This window comes from Halopiger goleimassiliensis (assembly GCF_000455345.1).
GTDB classification, from domain to species: Archaea; Halobacteriota; Halobacteria; order Halobacteriales; family Natrialbaceae; genus Halopiger_A; species Halopiger_A goleimassiliensis.
The window spans coordinates 1,644,074-1,659,420 of the sequence record NZ_HG315690.1; the positions used below are offsets into that span (position 1 = coordinate 1,644,074).

A 15,347-nucleotide genomic window follows, 5' to 3' on the forward strand; every position below is an offset into this window, starting at 1 on the left:
ATCACCCGACCCGGCGGCGACCGGGACTACACAGACGCTATTTTGCTTCACTGAGGCACATTCGGGGTGTCCGGGTTAGTATCGAATTACGGGCGATTTGCCCTCGATGGTCCGTCGAGACCTGCCTGACGCGATAGATTTTTGGGGTTTTGTCCATGCATGTGAGACGATGACACTCGCCGAGCGAATCGCCAGGTTCCGGGCCACGGTCGAGGAGTGGCTGCACGGCCTCTATCACGGGATGATCTCGCATCCGGCGTACGAGAAGATCGAGGCCGAGGCCGAGGACATCGAGGACGCGTTCATGCTCGCGTGCTTCCCCGACGCATTCGGGGTCCCGTCGCCGATTTCGTACTACACGGCCGAGCTCGTCCCGTACCTCGAGAACGAGTTCCTCGCCTGGGAGCGACGGCTCTGGGATCGAAGTACGCTCGTCGAGCGGAAGGGACGACAGTATCACTTCTGATGGTGCGACACGTCTTCGTCGGGGGGAAAGGTGGCGTCGGCAAGACGACGATCGCGGCCGCCCACGCCTACAACTGTGCGGGGGACGGCCTCGAGACGCTGCTGGTGTCGACCGACCCCGCCCACTCCGTCGGCGACCTGTTCGACCAGTCCTTCGGCGACGAGCCGCGGTCCGTCGAGGGCGTCGACGGCCTGTCGGCCATGGAGATCGATCCCGACGAGGAGGTGTCCCGGCATCTCCAGGAGATCAGGGGGAAACTCTCCGAGCAGGTGTCGGCGGCGATGGTCAACGAGGTCGACAGCCAGATCGAGATGGCCCACGGGACGCCCGGTGCCTACGAGGCTGCGCTGTTCGACCGGTTCGTCACGGTGATGCGCGACGCCGAGGGATACGACCGGATCGTCTTCGACACGTCCCCGACGGGCGGTACGTTACGGCTGCTCTCGCTGCCGGACCACCTCGAGGGCTGGATCGACCGGCTCGCGACCAAGCGTCGCCGGAGCATCGATCGCTACGAGCGGGCGGCGATCGGCGATCGGGAACCGCGTCGGGTGCTCGAGGGCGATCCGATACTCGCCCACCTCGAGGATCGCAAGGAGTTCTTCGAGTTCGCCGGCGACACGCTCCGGGAAGACGCCGCGTTCGTCCTCGTGTTCAATCCGGATTCGCTCTCGATCAGGGAGACCGAACGCACGATCGACCGCCTCGAGGAGCAGGACCTGACCGTCCACGGGCTGGTTGCCAACCGGCTCACCCCCGAACCCGAACCCCACGAGGAGGGGCGTGGCGCACGGTACCTTCGCGACCGGGTCGAAACCGAGCGGAAACGGCTCGAGACCGCACGCGAGCGGCTATCGCCGCCGATACTCGGTACCGTCGAGTCACGCGTCGCCGAGATCCGCGGCGATCGACTCGCCGACGTCGCATCCGATCTCGACCTCGGGATCGAACGCGACGACCGGCGATAATCGTGCGTTAGCTGCTCACGACGCGTGTTACCTTTCCGCATGATTTATGATCGTGCACGGAAAATCGGCGGAAATAGGTACCTATGACCGGGGTAATATGGATCGTCGCGACGGTGCTCGTCCTGTTTACGGTGGGGTACGTAGGGTACGGCCGGTACCTCTCACAGTTCGTCGAACTCGACGATTCCAGGGAGACGCCGGCCCACAAGTACCAGGACGGCCAGGAGTACGTCCCATCGAAGAAACCGGTACTGCTCGGCCACCACTTCTCGAGCGTGGCCGGCGGCGCGCCGATCGCCGGCCCGATCACGGCGGCGCTCGTCTGGGGCTGGGTGCCTGCACTGCTGTGGGTCGCGATCGGCAACCCGCTGATGGGCGCGGTCCACGACTTCATGTCGCTGTCCTCGAGCGTGCGCCACGAGGGGAAGTCGATCGGCTACATCATCGGCGAGTACATCGGCGAGCGGGGGAAGAACATGTTCCTCTGGTTCGCCTTCCTGGTGATCATCCTCGTCGTGGCGGTGTTCGCGTTGCTGGTGGCCGTCATCCTCGACGCCTATCCGCAGGCCGCGACCGCGAGCCTGCTCTACATCGGACTCGCGCTCGTCTTCGGCGTCTGGCTCTACCAGTTGGATCTCCCGTTCATTCCGGGGACGCTCCTGTTCGTTGCCGGCGTCTTCGCGAGCGTCTGGGTCGGGTTACAGTATCCGATCGCGCTGTTCGAACCCGCGGCGTTCGCCGACGAGGCGTACATCCTGTTCGACGGGGACGGGATGTGGGTCCCCGGTGCGACCGTCTTCGAGAGCGGAAACGTCGCAGCGTGGGTCATCGTCTCGTTGCTGTACGCCTTCGTCGCTGCGATTCTTCCGGTCTGGGTGTTGCTCCAGCCGCGGGATTACCTCTCGTCGTTTCTCCTCTATACGGGGGTCGGCGGAACGCTGCTCGCGGTCGTCGTCGGCACGTTCCTCGGGACGGCCGAAGCGCCGGACGGAGCGACCGGTGCCGCAGCGCTCGAGATCCAGCTGCCCGCGTATACGAGCTTTATGGGTAGCGAACTGGTCGACGTCGCCATGCCGCTGTTCCCGCTGTTATTTATCACCATCGCGTGTGGGACGATCAGCGGCTTCCACTCGCTGGTCTCCTCGGGGACGACGGCGAAGCAGTTGAACCGCGAGACCGATGCTCGCCTGATCGGCTACGGCGGGATGCTCGCCGAAGGCCTGCTCGCGGCGACGGCGCTTGCGGCCGTCTCCGTCATCGCTGTGACCGCCGAAGGCGTCGAGGGCATCGCCGCAGCCCTCCCGAACTTCGCTGAAGGTGGCGGTCTCATCCTCACCAGTTTCGGCATCCCGATGCTCACCGGCGAGGTCTTCATGGCGCTCGTGTTCGTCAGTTTCCTGCTGACGAGCCTGGATACGGGCCTGCGACTGGGCCGATACATGATGGAGGAACTCGTCGGCACGCCCGAGACAGGCGTCGAGAACGTCGCAGCCAACCGGTACGTCAACACTGCCCTCGCGACGGGGGCCGCATATCTGCTCGTCTCGAGCGGCCAGTGGGAGGAAATCTGGCCGCTGTTCGGCGGCGCGAACCAGTTGCTCGCGGCGCTCGCGTTGTTGACCGCGACCGTCTGGCTCGCCAACTGGAAGGACACCAAACAGCTGTTGACGACCGGCGTCCCGGTCGTGATCATGGCCGTCGTCACGGTCGTCGGCCTGCTGTGGCTGGCGTTCGTCGAGAACCTCAACCGGCAACTGCTCGACGCCGCCTGGCGGGCCGAGGCGTCGATCATCGAGATGATCTCGAGCGGGCTCCGGATGCTGCTGGCGTTCGTGCTGATCTTCCTCGCGCTCTCGATCATCCGGATGGGGTACGACAACCTGCAGTCGGCCCGCGAGAGCTTGCTGTCGACCGACGAACCCGCCGTGGGGACCGACGACGACTGACCCCGTTTCGCCCTTCACTACTGTCGGCTATCGGGAAAACAGCCCCAGGACGCGACTGAGGAGGCTACGGTCCCGTTCGATCGGCTCCCACGTGGCAAACGCCGCGTCGATCTCCGTGCGGTCGCTCGAGACGACGACCTCCCGGTCGGGCGCGACGACGCCGAGGTGGATCTCGTAGTGGCCGTGGAAGCCGTATTTGAGCAGGGTTCGATCGGAGAAGCCAGCGACGAACTCCCGAACCTCGTCGGGGATCGAGGGAGCGACGAGGACGAACGTAAACTCCGTCGCCCGGTGGCGATCGTCCGGGTCGACCCGCTCGTCGGCCAGGTCGTGGCCCAGTGCGACCAGTCGCTCGAGGTCGGCGACGCGCACGCTCGAGCGGCGGTCGGCGTAGAGGTACTCCCGCATGCGGTGGTTCGCGTAGGTGATCGACGGGTGAAACAGGTGTTTGCTGCTCTCGACGCGGAGGTCGCCGTGGAGGGCGAACGATTCCCCGTTCGCGGTAACGTCCTTCTCGAGGTCGTAGGTGTGGACGAGTCGATGGGCCACCCGATTCAGGTACTCGTCTTCCCAGTCGGGGACTGCCTCGAGGATTTCCTCCGGGAGCGATCCCGCCGTGGCGTCCTCGCTACCCGTCCCGTCGCTCATACTCGAGGATGCGACGGGGAGAACTAAAACTCGTCGCCGAGTCGACCGGGTGCTCGACCTCCGAACCCCCGACCGGTCGAGAACGGGGTCACCGGTGGGCTTACGGACGAGCATGTCGTACGTGATCGTATGACATCCTATCGCGAAGCCTGCGGCCGCTGTGCGATGTCGACGGCGGTCGAGGTCGCCTCGGGGGGCGACGACGGTGAGGACGACGAGGGTCCGTACGGGGCGGACCGTATCGAGGTCGAGGAAGACCAGTTACGCACCGTCTCGCCGGGAGCGTGGCTCGCGGGGGTCGCCGATCGGATCGGCGCGACGGTCGACCGTCTCACCTGGGGGCGCTGAACGACCGGGCGGCCCCCTCAGAGGTCTCGCTGTCGTCCCTTCGGGACCATCGAACGCAGTTCGCCGTGGACGTAGAGGCCGATCCCGAGCGGTTCCAGTTCGCCCGCGACCTCGTGGGCGGCGATCAGGTACCCCCAGTCGCCGTCCCAGCGCTCGAGTTCCTGGTCCTCACCGCTCGCGAACCGTCGGGCTTCCCCGCGGTCGAGTTCGATCACGCACTCGGTCGCGTGCCCGCCGAATCGCTGGGCGAAGTCCGTCGTCGGCTTCCAGTGTTCCTGCCGCGTCCGGAGGCAAGTCATGCCCAGCGACTCGAGTTCGATCGGCGTCGGGGCCTCCCCGGCGTAGATCCAGATCTTGCCGGCACCTTTCTCCCAGAACGTGTACTCCTCGAACGTCTCCGGGGGGATGCCGAACCGGTCGTCGAAGTACTCGAGGACAGCCTCCCGACTGACGCGGCCCTCGACGGTGCGCTCCGCGGCCGTTGCGGGAAGGCGATCGAACCGCTGGCCGTCGTTTTGCTCGAGGTCGGCCGCCGAATCGGCGGATCCGTTCGCGTCGCCGTCGCCCGCCATCAGGCGGTCACCTCCAGTTTGGCGACGAAGAAGCCGCCAGTATCGTTCTGGTGAGGGTAGATCCGGGCCGCCCGCTCGAGCGTCGAGTCGAACTCCTCGCCGTCCCACTCGGTGAGTCCCGGCGAGTGCTCGAGGCCGAGGTCGAACTCGACGACGCGACAGTCCTCCGCGTCGAGGGCGTGCTGGACGACCGCTTCGTTCTCCTCGGGGGCGAACGTACACGTCGAGTAGACGACGGTACCGCCCTCGCGGGTCGCCTGGACGGCGCGCCGGAGGATCCCCTTCTGGATGCCCGAGACCGACGCGATGTGGTCCTCGGACCAGTCGTCGAGCGCGTCGGGGTTCTTCCGGATCGTCCCCTCGCAGGAACAGGGGGCGTCGACGAGCGCCCGGTCGAACGCGTCGAACGAGAACGGTTTCAGCGAGTAGTTGCGCGCGTCCTGGTTGGTGACCGCCAGACTGGTCGCACCCAGTCGTTCCGCGTTGAACCGCAGCGCCGAGATACGCCCGAGGTTGCTGTCGTTGGCGACCACCGTGCCGCAGTCGTCCATCAGCGCGGCGATCTGGGTAGCCTTCCCGCCCGGCGCGGCACAGCAATCCCAGACCCGCTCGCCGGGTTGGGGATCGAGGACGACCGGTGGAACGACCGAAACCTCCTCCTGGCCGTGGGTAAAGCCGTGGAAGGAACTCCAGGTCGACCCCGGCGAGTCGGTCTCGAGGCGCAGCACGCGGGGGTTCCAGTCGGCCTGCTCGTAGCCGACGTCCTCCGCCTCGAGGGCGGCGAGTGCGCGCTCGACCGAGGCCGTGATCGTGTTGACCCGCACGGCGTTACCGAGCGGTCGGCGGCAGGCCGCGAGGAACGCCTCGAAGTCGTCGACGATCGGTCGATACCGCTCGAGTGGCTCCATCGACCGTCCGTTCGCAGCGCCGGCGTTTGTGGGTTTCGAACCGTGGAAACCGGGATCACGGCCGCCGTCAGCATCCGAGTACGCTGCCCCCGTTTTTATGCGGGCTCCGGCCCAAGGCGACGGTATGGCAGCTATCCGTCAGCACGGCCCGGACGTCGACCTCGAGGACCCGGTGCTCGTCGAGGGGTTCCCGGGCGTCGGCCTCGTGGGCAAGATCGCGACCGATCACCTCGTCGAGGAACTCGGGATGGAGTACTACGCGAGCGTCCACTGTGACGGGTTACCCAGCATCGGCGTCTACCGGGGCGACGACCGAACTGCGCGGCCGCCGGTCCGACTCTACGTCGACGAGGCCGAGAACCTGATCGCCCTCCAGAGCGACGCGCCGATCGCCGCCCAGGCCGTCGACGACGTCGCCGACTGCCTCACCAACTGGATCGCCGAGCGAAACGCGACGCCGATCTACCTGAGCGGCCTCCCGGCCGACCAGGAGGAGAACCGCCTGGAACTGTACGGCATCGCGACCGGCGACGCCGGCGAGACGCTCGAGCGCCACGACGTCGCGGTCCCGCCGGAAGACGGCGTCGTCACCGGCCCGACCGGGGCGTTGATCAACCGCGCGGCTCAACTGGATTCCGACAGTCTCGGACTGATCGTCCGATGTAACCCGCAGTTTCCCGATCCCGAGGCCGCGAGCGTCCTCCTCGAGGAGGGCATCGGACCGGTAGCCGACGTCGAAATCGACGTCCAGGAACTCGTCGACCGGGCCGAAGAAATCCGCCGGAAACGCGAGCAGCTCGCCCAGCAGATGCAGGCGGTCGGCCAGGACGAGAGTACGCAGGCCCAGCCGTTGCGGATGTACCAGTAACCATCGTACGCGTCGTTTCGTCCTCGTATCGAGGACACAACATTTTCATTGTGTTTTTTATTTCTGATACCGTTCGATCGACGTACAGATGGCTCCCAGTACGGAAACGGCGGACGTCGTCGTCGTCGGCGGCGGCACGGCCGGTTGTTTTGCCGCGGCGACCGCAGCGCGTGAGGGGCTCGAGACCGTGCTCCTCGAGCGAAAGTCCGCCAAAGAGGCGGGCCACATCGCCTGCGGGGACGGCATCAAAGGCAAGAGCAAGTTCCCCGACGTCGTCGACCGCGAGCGGTTGCGGACCGAGTCGTTCACCAACGAGAGCATCACCCGTGGCATCTTCGAGAACCCGCGGACCGGTGAGACGATCGACGTCGACTTCGGCGAGTCGGGAGCCGTCGTCGACCGCTACCGGTACGGACAGGTGTTGCTCGACGAGACCGAACGTGCAGGCGTAGAGATCCACTACGACACCGTCGTCAACGACGTCATCCAGCCGGACGCCCGGGTCGAGGGTGTTCGTGCAGTCCGCGACGGCGACCCCGTCGACTACGAAGCCGAGGTCGTCATCGACGGTGCTGGCGCACTGTCCGTCTTGCAGGACAAGATCGACTTCTCCGCGTCCGCGTTCGATACGAACGTAAACTACTCCCAGTTCTGCTCGGCTTACCGCGAGGTGCTCGAACTCCCCGAACCGGTCGAGTGGGAGGACGCCCTCGTGTTCAAACCGACCGAGGAACTCGGCTACCTCTGGTACTTCCCCCGGTCGGCGACCGAGATCAACGCCGGACTGGGGTTTCAGATGACCGAGGAACCGATGGAGCTGGTCGACGTCCTCAAGGACGACCTGGCGAACCGGGCCGACTTCGAGGGTGCGACGGTGAAAAACAAACTCGGCGCTGCCCTCCCGACCCGTCGCCCCTACGATTCGGCTGTTCACCCCGGCTACGTGGCCGTCGGCGACGCTGCGGCCCACGTCAATCCCTGCACCGGTGGCGGCATTCCCGGCGCTGCGAAGGCCGGCCACTGGGCGGCCGAAATCGCGGCCGAAGCGATTTCCGACGGCGACGTGAGCGAAGCGGGCCTGTGGGAGTACAACCACCGCGTCCAGACGGACTTCGGCAAGCGCTTCGCCGCGATGGATCTGTACAACATCTTCGGGACCGCACACGGCGTCGACGACCTCGTCTCGGTCGTCACCGCTCTCCCTGGCCAGCAGATCGTCGACGCGATCGGCAAGAAGGGAACGACCGAGATGAGCCTCGGACTCAAACTCAAGACGGTCCTCAAGACGATCGGTCACTGGGGGACCCTCTACGATCTCTACAAGGTCCAGAAGGAGGCCGTCTCGCTCAAGGACGTCTACGACAGCTACCCGGACGATCCCGGACGGTTCGACGCCTGGCGGAAGGAACGCGACGCCCTGATGGATCGCGTCTACGAGATTACCGGCGCGGAGCCCAAGTACTGAACGCGACCCACTCGTTCGTCCGGAACCCGATCGAACCGAAAACCCCGAACCCCTGACCGCAACCCAAACCCACTTTCACTCGCTCCCGTATCTATCACACATGGGAACGCGAGACGCCGATACAGTCGCACCCGAATCGTGTCCGACAAGTAGCGGCATGCCCGTGCTCGGACTCGGCACCTGGCAGAACACCGACGCCGACCAATGTGCCGAAAGCGTCGAGACGGCGCTCGAGACGGGATACCGACACATCGACACGGCCCAGGCGTACGACAACGAGGAGGCCGTCGGCGAGGGGATCGCACGGGCCGACGTCGACCGGGAGGAGATCTTCCTCGCGACCAAGATCTGGATCTCCAATCTGGCGCGCGAGGACGTCCTCGAGACGGCCCGCGAGAGCCTGGATCGACTCGGCGTCGACTACGTCGATCTGCTGTACGTCCACTGGCCGGCCCGCACCTACGACCCCGAAGAGACGCTGGGCGCGTTCGAACAGCTCTACGAGGAGGGCTTGATCGAGAACGTCGGCGTGAGCAACTTCCTCCCGGAACAACTCGAGGAAGCCCTCGAACTCTGTGACGCGCCGATCCTGGCGAACCAGGTCGAGATGCATCCACTGTTGCCCCAGTCGGAACTGCGCGAGACCTGCGCGGACAACGACGTCGAAGTCGTCGCGTACTCGCCGCTGGCACGCGGGGACGTCTTCGACCGGCCCGAAATCCAGGAGATTGCGGAGAAACACGGCGTCAGCGAGGCCCAGGTCAGCCTCGCCTGGTTGCGCGAGAAGGGCGTCACGGCGATTCCGAAAGCGACCGGCGGCGATCACATCCGCGACAACTGGGCGTCGCTCTCGCTCGACCTCGACGACGAGGATATCGAGGCGATCGATTCGATCGAGGAGCGCAACCGTGCCGTCGACCCGGAGTTCGGCCCGTGGAACCAGTAGTCGTAGTCGGGAACTGATCCCGGCTTCGAACACCCGTCTCACCGCACGTCGTTTTTCCGTTCGGTGAACGAACGCGATCACGCCGTAGCCCCTCGAATCGGCCGCTCGTCCTTCGATTTCGCCACCTGTCGTCCGGCCGGAAAGAGCAGGAAAGTTTACGGTACAAGGGTGTTATGGCTCGCGTATGTCCACCCGCTCTCGTAGAGGCGGCGGCGGTGGCATCGTCGGTGCGATACGGACCGACTTAGCGCGGTTACACGGGGCGTGGATGGAACTGGTCTTTCCACGTCAGCGCGGCCGCGGCCACTCCGTCATGGGTAAGTGGAAGCCGGAGACGCTTCCACAGAAGATCGGCTACTACGGCTGGGCTACCGTGGGAGTGCTCGGTCTCCTCGTCCTCTATCCGCTCACGGTTATCGGTCTCGCTACCCGCTACTACGCGGCGAAACTCGACTCGACCCGCACCCGACTCGGCATCGTCGGCGTCACTGGCGTCGCCATCCTCGCCTGGGGGGCACTGACCGTCAGTGCGTATCTCAGACTCCCTTTCGACGCGTTCGTCGCGGTCGCCGCCGCCAGCAGCGCCGGCGTCGTCGCCGCAGCGCTCGCGGCAGCGTCCGCGAAGTTCGGCGGCCGCTTTACGACGGTCCTGCTCGCCTACCCCTTCGCGATGACCGCCATCTTCCTTCCACCGGTCGTCGCAGCGCTCGTCACGCCGTCGCTCGAGCCGTACGTCCTCGATCCGAGCTACGACTTCGCGGTCTGGATCCTCGATAACGTGCTGTTCGTCGGGGACCTCAACTCGCTGTTGCGCGAGAACTTCACGCTCGAGGGCGGCGCTTACGCGGCCATGTGGCTGGGAATGTCGTTCCCACTGGGCTGGTTCCTCGGAGTTCTCGTCGCCCTGGCCAATCTGGTCCGCCCGTCGGAGCAGAACTAGGCCCCGACTCGAGGGGGTTGCCGGTTTCCGATTCGTTTCAGGGATCCGGTCGAAATCGTCCGCTATGGAGTTCGACCTCCCCAAAACGATCGCTGCCTTCGTTGCGGTCGTCGCCATCGGCGTCGGCGGACTGTTCCTCGTACCGGAACTGACCCCGATGACGCCGATGGGGACCGAGACGATTCTCATGATGGTGCTCCCGTCGATGGCCGTCTTCGGCGCGATCACCCTCGCGATCGGCGTCAAACACGGCGAGTACCGTGCGACCCACTGACTGACCCGCGTTGAATTCGAGTCGTCGATCGTATCGACGTCACTCGGCAAACGCCGGTGGTTCAGCCTCGAGCGCACGCATCGTAAGCCAGCAGTTCGTTAGCGGGTGATAGCCCGGTTCGACTGCAGGGCCTCGGTCCAGCGCGTTGCGGTCGCCGGTTCGGCTCGCCCGTTCGTACCAGTTCCCGTAGCGTGGGTTGCGCAGGTGCTCCCGGACGTACGCCCAGACCCGGTCGTACCACGCGGCGTACGCGTCGTCGTACCGGCTCAAGAGCGCACTCGCCCCGATGGCTTCCGCGTGTGCCCAGCCGTACTTGTCGGGGACGTTCGGGTCGCCGTCGGCCTCGACCGTGTAGTAGAGCCCGCCGTACTCGTCGTCCCACCCGAGTTCGATCGCCGCGTCGAACAGGTCCCGTGCTCGCTCGAGGAGCCACGTCTCATCGCGGTAATCGGCGAGCAGGGCGAGCAGTTTCGCCCACTCGGCGTGGTGGCCGGGCTGGTAGCCCGGCGGCCGGAACGTGTGGCGGGGTTCGTCCTCGTTGTAGGAGCGGTCCGGCTCCCAGTCTTCGGTGTAGTGTTCCCACAGGAGTCCGTCCGTCGCGCTCGTTACCTCCCGGGTGAACCGGTCCGCGACGGTGACGGCGCGGTCGAGGTACCGCTCGTCGTCGGTCGCCTCGTACGCCGCAACGAGCGCCTCGCAGGCGTGCATGTTCGCGTTCCCCCCGCGGTAGGGCTCGAGCGACGACCAGTCGGCTGCGGCCTGATCGGCGTACAGGCCGTGATCGGGCTCCCAGAATCGCCGCTCCAGCACGGCGTCGGCCCGCTCGAGTGCCGCCCGCGCGCCGGGAATGCCGGCCTGGTGGGCACGGGCCGCCGCGAGCAGGACGAACGCGTGTCCGTAGCAGTACCGCCGCCGTTCGACCGGCGTTCGTCCCTCGAGCAGCCAGTCGTATCCCTCGTACTCGTCGTCCCAGTGGGCACTCGAGAGGAAGGACAGCCCGTGTTCGGCGGCGAACCGACACCAGTCGGGACCGTCCGCGAGGACACCGAGACTGAAGTTGTGGACGCCGCGGGCCGTCGCGACGAGGTGCCGCGATCGGGCGTCGTAGACGTGCCCGTCGCGTTCGTCCAGTTGGAAGACGTAGCCGCCGCTCGCGGTATCGACGCAGTCGGGGTAGTAGAAGTGCAGCACGTCCCGGAACTGGTGACGAAGTCCCTCGCGGGTCCGATAGATTGTCACGAGCGAGGGAACGTTCTCCGGGCGATCACATAGTGGTTCGCCTCGTCCCGGATCGATGCGAAGACGCCGATCCTACATGTAGCCGAGGTCGCGCAGGCGCTCCATCAGGTCCTCCTTGTCCTGGGCGCGGCCCGCGCGCTCGGTCGTCTCCTCGAGGTTCTGGAGCCAGGCGGGGTCGTCCTCGGTCTTCTCGGTGCTGACTTCGCTGCCGAGCGACCGGAACCCTTCCCAGTACTTCGGCGAGACGGGCGTATCGGCGGGCTCGAGGTCGTCCGGCAGGTCGTCCTTCCCCTCGGGGACGTAGCCCTCGTCGGGGAACGCCTCGACGGTGTCGGGGACGACGAAGTTCCAGAACGCCTCCCAGACGGCGGCCTCGTCGAACTGCAGGATGGGCTGGATGCGGTCGTGGGGCGGGTAGATGTCGGGGTCGTGACGCGGCGAGAAGAACGTCTCGTCGGCCCGGGCTTCCTGTTCGTCCCAGCGGACGCCCGAGATGACCCCGTCGACGTCGTACTCCTCCAGGGCGTTGTTCAGGGCGACGGTCTTCAGCAGGTGGTTGCCGACGTAGGTGTCCAGCAGGAACGGGAACGTGTCCTCCTCGTACTCGAGGATGTTCTCGACGTGGTGCTGGTTGTGGTCGTTCAGCTCGTCGATCTCGATCTCGTCGCCCGGCGTGAGGTCGTGTTCGTCGACGTAGTCGCCGACGTCCTCGTTGCGCGCGTAGATGACCTCGAGGTCCCACTCGTCGGCCCAGCGGTCGACGAAGTCGTGGATCTCGTCGAAGTGCTGGTAGTGATCGATGAAGATGGCCGGGGGCACCTCGAGGTCGAACCGGTCGGCGACCTCCGTGACGAAGTACAGCACGAGCGTCGAGTCCTTGCCGCCGGTCCACATCACGGCGGGGTTCTCGTACTGCTCGAGGCCCTGCCGCGTGACCTCGACGGCCTTTTCGATCTTCTCGTTGATGTGGGGGTAGTCCTCGGGATCTTCGCCGTCGCCGTCGTCGTAATCGACGTCCACGTAGTCGGGGAAGTCTGCCGTCATATCGTGTAATTAGATATAATTACGATACGTAAACCCTTTGGGAGAGCGGAAACGTCTGTCGGGATCTTCGAGCGCTGTCGCCCGTTGTGAGTCGGCGTCGGACTCGCCGACGGGAACGGGTCCGTCCGATACCGGAGTCCAACTGTCGCCCGATTTCGACCGATTCGTCCGCTCTCGCCGTCGTTCTCGACTCGAGTATTTCCCGAGAGTGGTCGGCTCCAGTGATTCCAATCCGGAGCGACGATCCGGGATCGATCCACGACGGGGTACGAGACAGTATTGTCACTACCACAAGCCGATTCGTCGGTTCGAGCGTTCTTATCGGACCCACCGACGTCTCCCTGGAAGAGCCCCGACGGAGGTCCGTTCGGGCGAGGGTTCGTGCCCAGTCAGTCCAGCGAAACGGGTTCGGCTTGCGGCTCCGCTTTGGGCGCTGGCAACTGCTCTTCGAGCAACTCGACGATCCGGCGGCCGGCGGTGCCGTCGCCGTAGGGCTGTGGATCGGCCGTCGGCTGCCAGTCGTCCCGCAGGGCCTCCCGAATGCGGCTCTCGTTCGGGCCGACGAGGCGGTTCCAGCCGCAGTCGACCGTCTCGACCCACTCGGTCTCCTCGCGTAACGTGAGACAGCGCGTACCGAGGAAGAAGGCCTCTTTCTGGACCCCACCGGAGTCCGTCGCGACCCGTTCGGCCGCGTCGAGCAGTCGGACGAAGTCGAGGTACCCCTGGGGTTCGATCACCTCGAGGTGCTCCGTCGCTCGGGACCACAGGCCGTACTCCTCGAGTCGGTCGACCGTCCGCGGGTGCGCGGGGAAGACGACGGGCAGGGGGGCCGACGCGAGGGCGTCGACGATCGACGCGAGGTTCGCCCGGTCGTCGGTGTTGCTGGCGCGATGGACCGTCGCGAGGACGAACTCCCCCGGTTCGAGGTCGAGGTCCTCGAGGATCGTCGACTGTCTGTGGGAGCGCTCTCGAGCGTCGAGGATGGCGTCGTACATCACGTCGCCGGTCAGGTAGACGCCGTCCCCGAGTCCCTCCTCGGCGAGGTTAGCCACCGCCGCTTCGCTCGGCGCGAAGAGGAGATCCGAGGCGTGATCGGTCAGGATTCGGTTGATCTCCTCGGGCATCGATCGGTTCTCGCTTCGCAGTCCCGCCTCGACGTGGGCGACCGCGACGTCCCGTTTCGAGCCGACGATCGCTCCCGCCAGCGTCGAGTTCGTATCGCCGTACAGCAGGATGGCGTCGGGGGAGGTCTCCTCGACGACCGGTTCGAGACGCGCGATCATCTTTGCCGTCTGCCGGCCGTGGGTATCCGAGGCGACGCCGAGGTTGTAGTCCGGTTCGGGGATGTCGAGTTCCTCGAAGAAGACGTCGGACAGTTCCTCGTCGTAGTGTTGCCCGGTGTGGACGAGGACCTCTTCACCCGCCTCCCTGAGTTGGCGCGAGACGACCGCGGCCTTGACGAACTGCGGCCGCGCGCCGACGATCGAACAGATACGCATCAGTAGCCCCCCGCGTGCGTGTGTTCGGTTCGGCTGACGACCGACGGGTCCACCACCGTCGGTGTTCCCCACGAGCAGCGCCCGTCGAGGTGCTGGCTCGAGACGACCGGAGGGCTGGGTCGCGTCCGGAGCACGGATCGAGCGGCAGGAATCGGAGACGGGGAAACGCGTGCCATCGCCGCAGACGGACTGCTGTAAGTCAGTCCCGGCACAACCGCAACCCCGGATCGGAGTTGCACCGGCACATCGTTACAGCGTTCCGTATCAGCGACGGACGCTGCACGCGCGCTCACCTCGTGAAACATGGCAGTCACTGCTTCCAAACAATCGCATTTCGTTATCAGTCCGCTACCGCCGAGAAATCGTCACCTATCAGCCCGACTGACTCTCAGTGTGATCGTCCCGGCTCGATCCGACCGCAGGACCGTGTAACGGCACGTAGCAAGGCGATGAGAGAGCGGAAACCGGTGACTACGCCGGTCAGTTTCCGCCTCGAAACAGCCCGACCCGCAAATCCTTTTGGCCGCACGTTCCGTACCTCGAATCATGTACGTGCGGGACGCGAAAAACCGGGAGGAGGTCTGGCTGCTCGATCACATCGAGGCCATGGGTCTCGACGAAACGGCGTTCCGCTCGCGTGACTACGTCGTCGCCGTGGACGAGGAATCGGGCGAGAAAGCCGGTTTCGGACGCATCCGGATCCACAAGGCCGACGGAACGTCGTCGTCCGATGCCGACTCCGGTCGCGCCAATGGGGGTGCAGACGACGTCTGCGAGTTGACCAGCATCGGCGTCCTCGAGGGGTGGCGCGGCCAGGGCGTCGGCGCACACGTCGTCGAGCGCCTCGTCGAGTACGCGAGCGACGAAGGGTTCGATACCGTCTACGCGCTGACGAGCGAGGGAGCATACCTCGCCCAGTTCGGGTTTCGCCGCATCGAGGAGTCCCGGCTTCCCGACGCGCTCGAGGATCGACTCGAATCCAAACGTGACGGCGTCGATCCCGAGGCCGTGCCGTACGCACTCGAGGTCGACCGGTTCCGCATGCCCGAGCGTCTCCGGGAGGCGTTCAAACGCGCACCGGAAGGCCGTTCCGACGCGTCGACGGACGAATCCGCCGAGGACTTCGGTATCGATCCGGATTCGGCGACGTACAAGTACGATACGGGCGACTGAGTCGAACGCCACCGCCCCCGGATCGCCGACGCGTGGCCCCGCA

16 protein-coding genes are annotated in these 15,347 nt (G+C 65.8%); 10 read left to right on the forward strand and 6 right to left on the reverse strand.

The window, feature by feature from the left end:
- The first annotated feature begins 169 nt into the window (after nt 1–169).
- The 3 genes from TX79_RS08040 to TX79_RS08050 all read left to right on the forward strand — a co-directional run bounded on the left by TX79_RS08040 (nt 170) and on the right by TX79_RS08050 (nt 3,380).
- Nucleotides 170–466 (forward strand): hypothetical protein, encoded by a 297-nt coding sequence (locus TX79_RS08040; RefSeq protein WP_049926942.1) that lies wholly within the window; start codon nt 170–172, stop codon nt 464–466.
- Entirely contained in the window at nt 466–1,434 is a 969-nt protein-coding gene (locus TX79_RS08045; protein WP_049926943.1) for an ArsA family ATPase, read from the forward strand. Before TX79_RS08040 ends, TX79_RS08045 begins: the two co-directional genes overlap by 1 nt.
- An 83-nt stretch (nt 1,435–1,517) precedes the next feature.
- Nucleotides 1,518–3,380, forward strand: a complete 1,863-nt coding sequence (locus TX79_RS08050; protein ID WP_049926944.1) for a carbon starvation CstA family protein — start codon at nt 1,518–1,520, stop codon at nt 3,378–3,380.
- 27 nt (nt 3,381–3,407) lie between these two features.
- On the opposite strand, the gene TX79_RS08055 is transcribed toward TX79_RS08050, so the two are convergent.
- Entirely contained in the window at nt 3,408–4,028 is a 621-nt protein-coding gene (locus TX79_RS08055) for a hypothetical protein (protein WP_049926945.1), read from the reverse strand.
- A 129-nt stretch (nt 4,029–4,157) separates the two neighbouring features.
- Between TX79_RS08055 and TX79_RS08060 the strand changes: the two genes are divergently transcribed.
- Nucleotides 4,158–4,376: a hypothetical protein gene (locus TX79_RS08060; protein WP_049926946.1), complete on the forward strand. Its 219-nt coding sequence runs from the start codon at nt 4,158–4,160 to the stop codon at nt 4,374–4,376.
- Between the two features lie 17 nt (nt 4,377–4,393).
- Here the strand turns inward: TX79_RS08060 and TX79_RS08065 are convergent, their stop codons facing one another.
- Together TX79_RS08065 and TX79_RS08070 are read right to left on the reverse strand one after the other, a co-directional pair.
- Entirely contained in the window at nt 4,394–4,948 is a 555-nt protein-coding gene (locus TX79_RS08065; RefSeq protein ID WP_049926947.1) for a DUF7122 family protein, read from the reverse strand.
- Entirely contained in the window at nt 4,948–5,856 is a 909-nt protein-coding gene (locus TX79_RS08070; protein WP_049926948.1) for an RsmB/NOP family class I SAM-dependent RNA methyltransferase, read from the reverse strand. Before TX79_RS08070 ends, TX79_RS08065 begins: the two co-directional genes overlap by 1 nt.
- Nucleotides 5,857–5,980: 124 nt before the next feature.
- Here TX79_RS08070 and TX79_RS08075 point away from each other — a divergent pair, with 124 nt between their 5' ends.
- From TX79_RS08075 to TX79_RS08095, 5 genes are all read left to right on the forward strand, one after another.
- Nucleotides 5,981–6,724, forward strand: coding sequence for a proteasome assembly chaperone family protein (locus tag TX79_RS08075; RefSeq protein WP_049926949.1), 744 nt, complete (start codon nt 5,981–5,983; stop codon nt 6,722–6,724).
- An 88-nt stretch (nt 6,725–6,812) separates the two neighbouring features.
- Nucleotides 6,813–8,189 carry a geranylgeranyl reductase family protein gene (locus tag TX79_RS08080; protein ID WP_049926950.1) on the forward strand — a complete coding sequence of 459 codons (1,377 nt, stop codon included), beginning with the start codon at nt 6,813–6,815 and terminating at the stop codon, nt 8,187–8,189.
- Nucleotides 8,190–8,289: 100 nt separating this feature from the next.
- Nucleotides 8,290–9,135: an aldo/keto reductase gene (locus TX79_RS08085; RefSeq protein ID WP_049926951.1), complete on the forward strand. Its 846-nt coding sequence runs from the start codon at nt 8,290–8,292 to the stop codon at nt 9,133–9,135.
- Nucleotides 9,136–9,319: 184 nt separating this feature from the next.
- Nucleotides 9,320–10,075 carry a hypothetical protein gene (locus TX79_RS08090; protein ID WP_049926952.1) on the forward strand — a complete coding sequence of 252 codons (756 nt, stop codon included), beginning with the start codon at nt 9,320–9,322 and terminating at the stop codon, nt 10,073–10,075.
- Nucleotides 10,076–10,139: 64 nt separating this feature from the next.
- Complete coding sequence (locus TX79_RS08095; RefSeq protein WP_049926953.1) at nt 10,140–10,349, forward strand: DUF7333 family protein; 210 nt, start codon at nt 10,140–10,142, stop codon at nt 10,347–10,349.
- Between the two features lie 39 nt (nt 10,350–10,388).
- Here the strand turns inward: TX79_RS08095 and TX79_RS08100 are convergent, their stop codons facing one another.
- From TX79_RS08100 to wecB, 3 genes are all read right to left on the reverse strand, one after another.
- Complete coding sequence (locus TX79_RS08100; RefSeq protein WP_049926954.1) at nt 10,389–11,588, reverse strand: AGE family epimerase/isomerase; 1,200 nt, start codon at nt 11,586–11,588, stop codon at nt 10,389–10,391.
- A gap of 72 nt (nt 11,589–11,660) precedes the next feature.
- Nucleotides 11,661–12,632, reverse strand: a complete 972-nt coding sequence (locus TX79_RS08105; protein WP_049926955.1) for a phosphoadenosine phosphosulfate reductase family protein — start codon at nt 12,630–12,632, stop codon at nt 11,661–11,663.
- 389 nt (nt 12,633–13,021) lie between these two features.
- Nucleotides 13,022–14,131, reverse strand: a complete 1,110-nt coding sequence (gene wecB, locus TX79_RS08110) for a non-hydrolyzing UDP-N-acetylglucosamine 2-epimerase (protein WP_049926956.1) — start codon at nt 14,129–14,131, stop codon at nt 13,022–13,024.
- A gap of 546 nt (nt 14,132–14,677) precedes the next feature.
- On the opposite strand from wecB, the gene TX79_RS08115 reads away from it, so the two are divergent.
- Complete coding sequence (locus TX79_RS08115) at nt 14,678–15,304, forward strand: GNAT family N-acetyltransferase (RefSeq protein ID WP_049926957.1); 627 nt, start codon at nt 14,678–14,680, stop codon at nt 15,302–15,304.
- The last annotated feature ends 43 nt before the right edge of the window (nt 15,305–15,347 follow it).

Bases quoted from the DNA above. Each gene is read 5' to 3' on its own strand.
- TX79_RS08040 (WP_049926942.1), top strand. From the start codon at position 170: ATGACACTCGCCGAGCGAATCGCCAGGTTCCGGGCCACGGTCGAGGAG.
- TX79_RS08045 (WP_049926943.1), top strand. From the start codon at position 466: ATGGTGCGACACGTCTTCGTCGGGGGGAAAGGTGGCGTCGGCAAGACG.
- TX79_RS08050 (WP_049926944.1), top strand. From the start codon at position 1,518: ATGACCGGGGTAATATGGATCGTCGCGACGGTGCTCGTCCTGTTTACG.
- TX79_RS08055 (WP_049926945.1), bottom strand. From the start codon at position 4,028: ATGAGCGACGGGACGGGTAGCGAGGACGCCACGGCGGGATCGCTCCCG.
- TX79_RS08060 (WP_049926946.1), top strand. From the start codon at position 4,158: ATGACATCCTATCGCGAAGCCTGCGGCCGCTGTGCGATGTCGACGGCG.
- TX79_RS08065 (WP_049926947.1), bottom strand. From the start codon at position 4,948: ATGGCGGGCGACGGCGACGCGAACGGATCCGCCGATTCGGCGGCCGAC.
- TX79_RS08070 (WP_049926948.1), bottom strand. From the start codon at position 5,856: ATGGAGCCACTCGAGCGGTATCGACCGATCGTCGACGACTTCGAGGCG.
- TX79_RS08075 (WP_049926949.1), top strand. From the start codon at position 5,981: ATGGCAGCTATCCGTCAGCACGGCCCGGACGTCGACCTCGAGGACCCG.
- TX79_RS08080 (WP_049926950.1), top strand. From the start codon at position 6,813: ATGGCTCCCAGTACGGAAACGGCGGACGTCGTCGTCGTCGGCGGCGGC.
- TX79_RS08085 (WP_049926951.1), top strand. From the start codon at position 8,290: ATGGGAACGCGAGACGCCGATACAGTCGCACCCGAATCGTGTCCGACA.
- TX79_RS08090 (WP_049926952.1), top strand. From the start codon at position 9,320: ATGTCCACCCGCTCTCGTAGAGGCGGCGGCGGTGGCATCGTCGGTGCG.
- TX79_RS08095 (WP_049926953.1), top strand. From the start codon at position 10,140: ATGGAGTTCGACCTCCCCAAAACGATCGCTGCCTTCGTTGCGGTCGTC.
- TX79_RS08105 (WP_049926955.1), bottom strand. From the start codon at position 12,632: ATGACGGCAGACTTCCCCGACTACGTGGACGTCGATTACGACGACGGC.
- wecB (WP_049926956.1), bottom strand. From the start codon at position 14,131: ATGCGTATCTGTTCGATCGTCGGCGCGCGGCCGCAGTTCGTCAAGGCC.
- TX79_RS08115 (WP_049926957.1), top strand. From the start codon at position 14,678: ATGTACGTGCGGGACGCGAAAAACCGGGAGGAGGTCTGGCTGCTCGAT.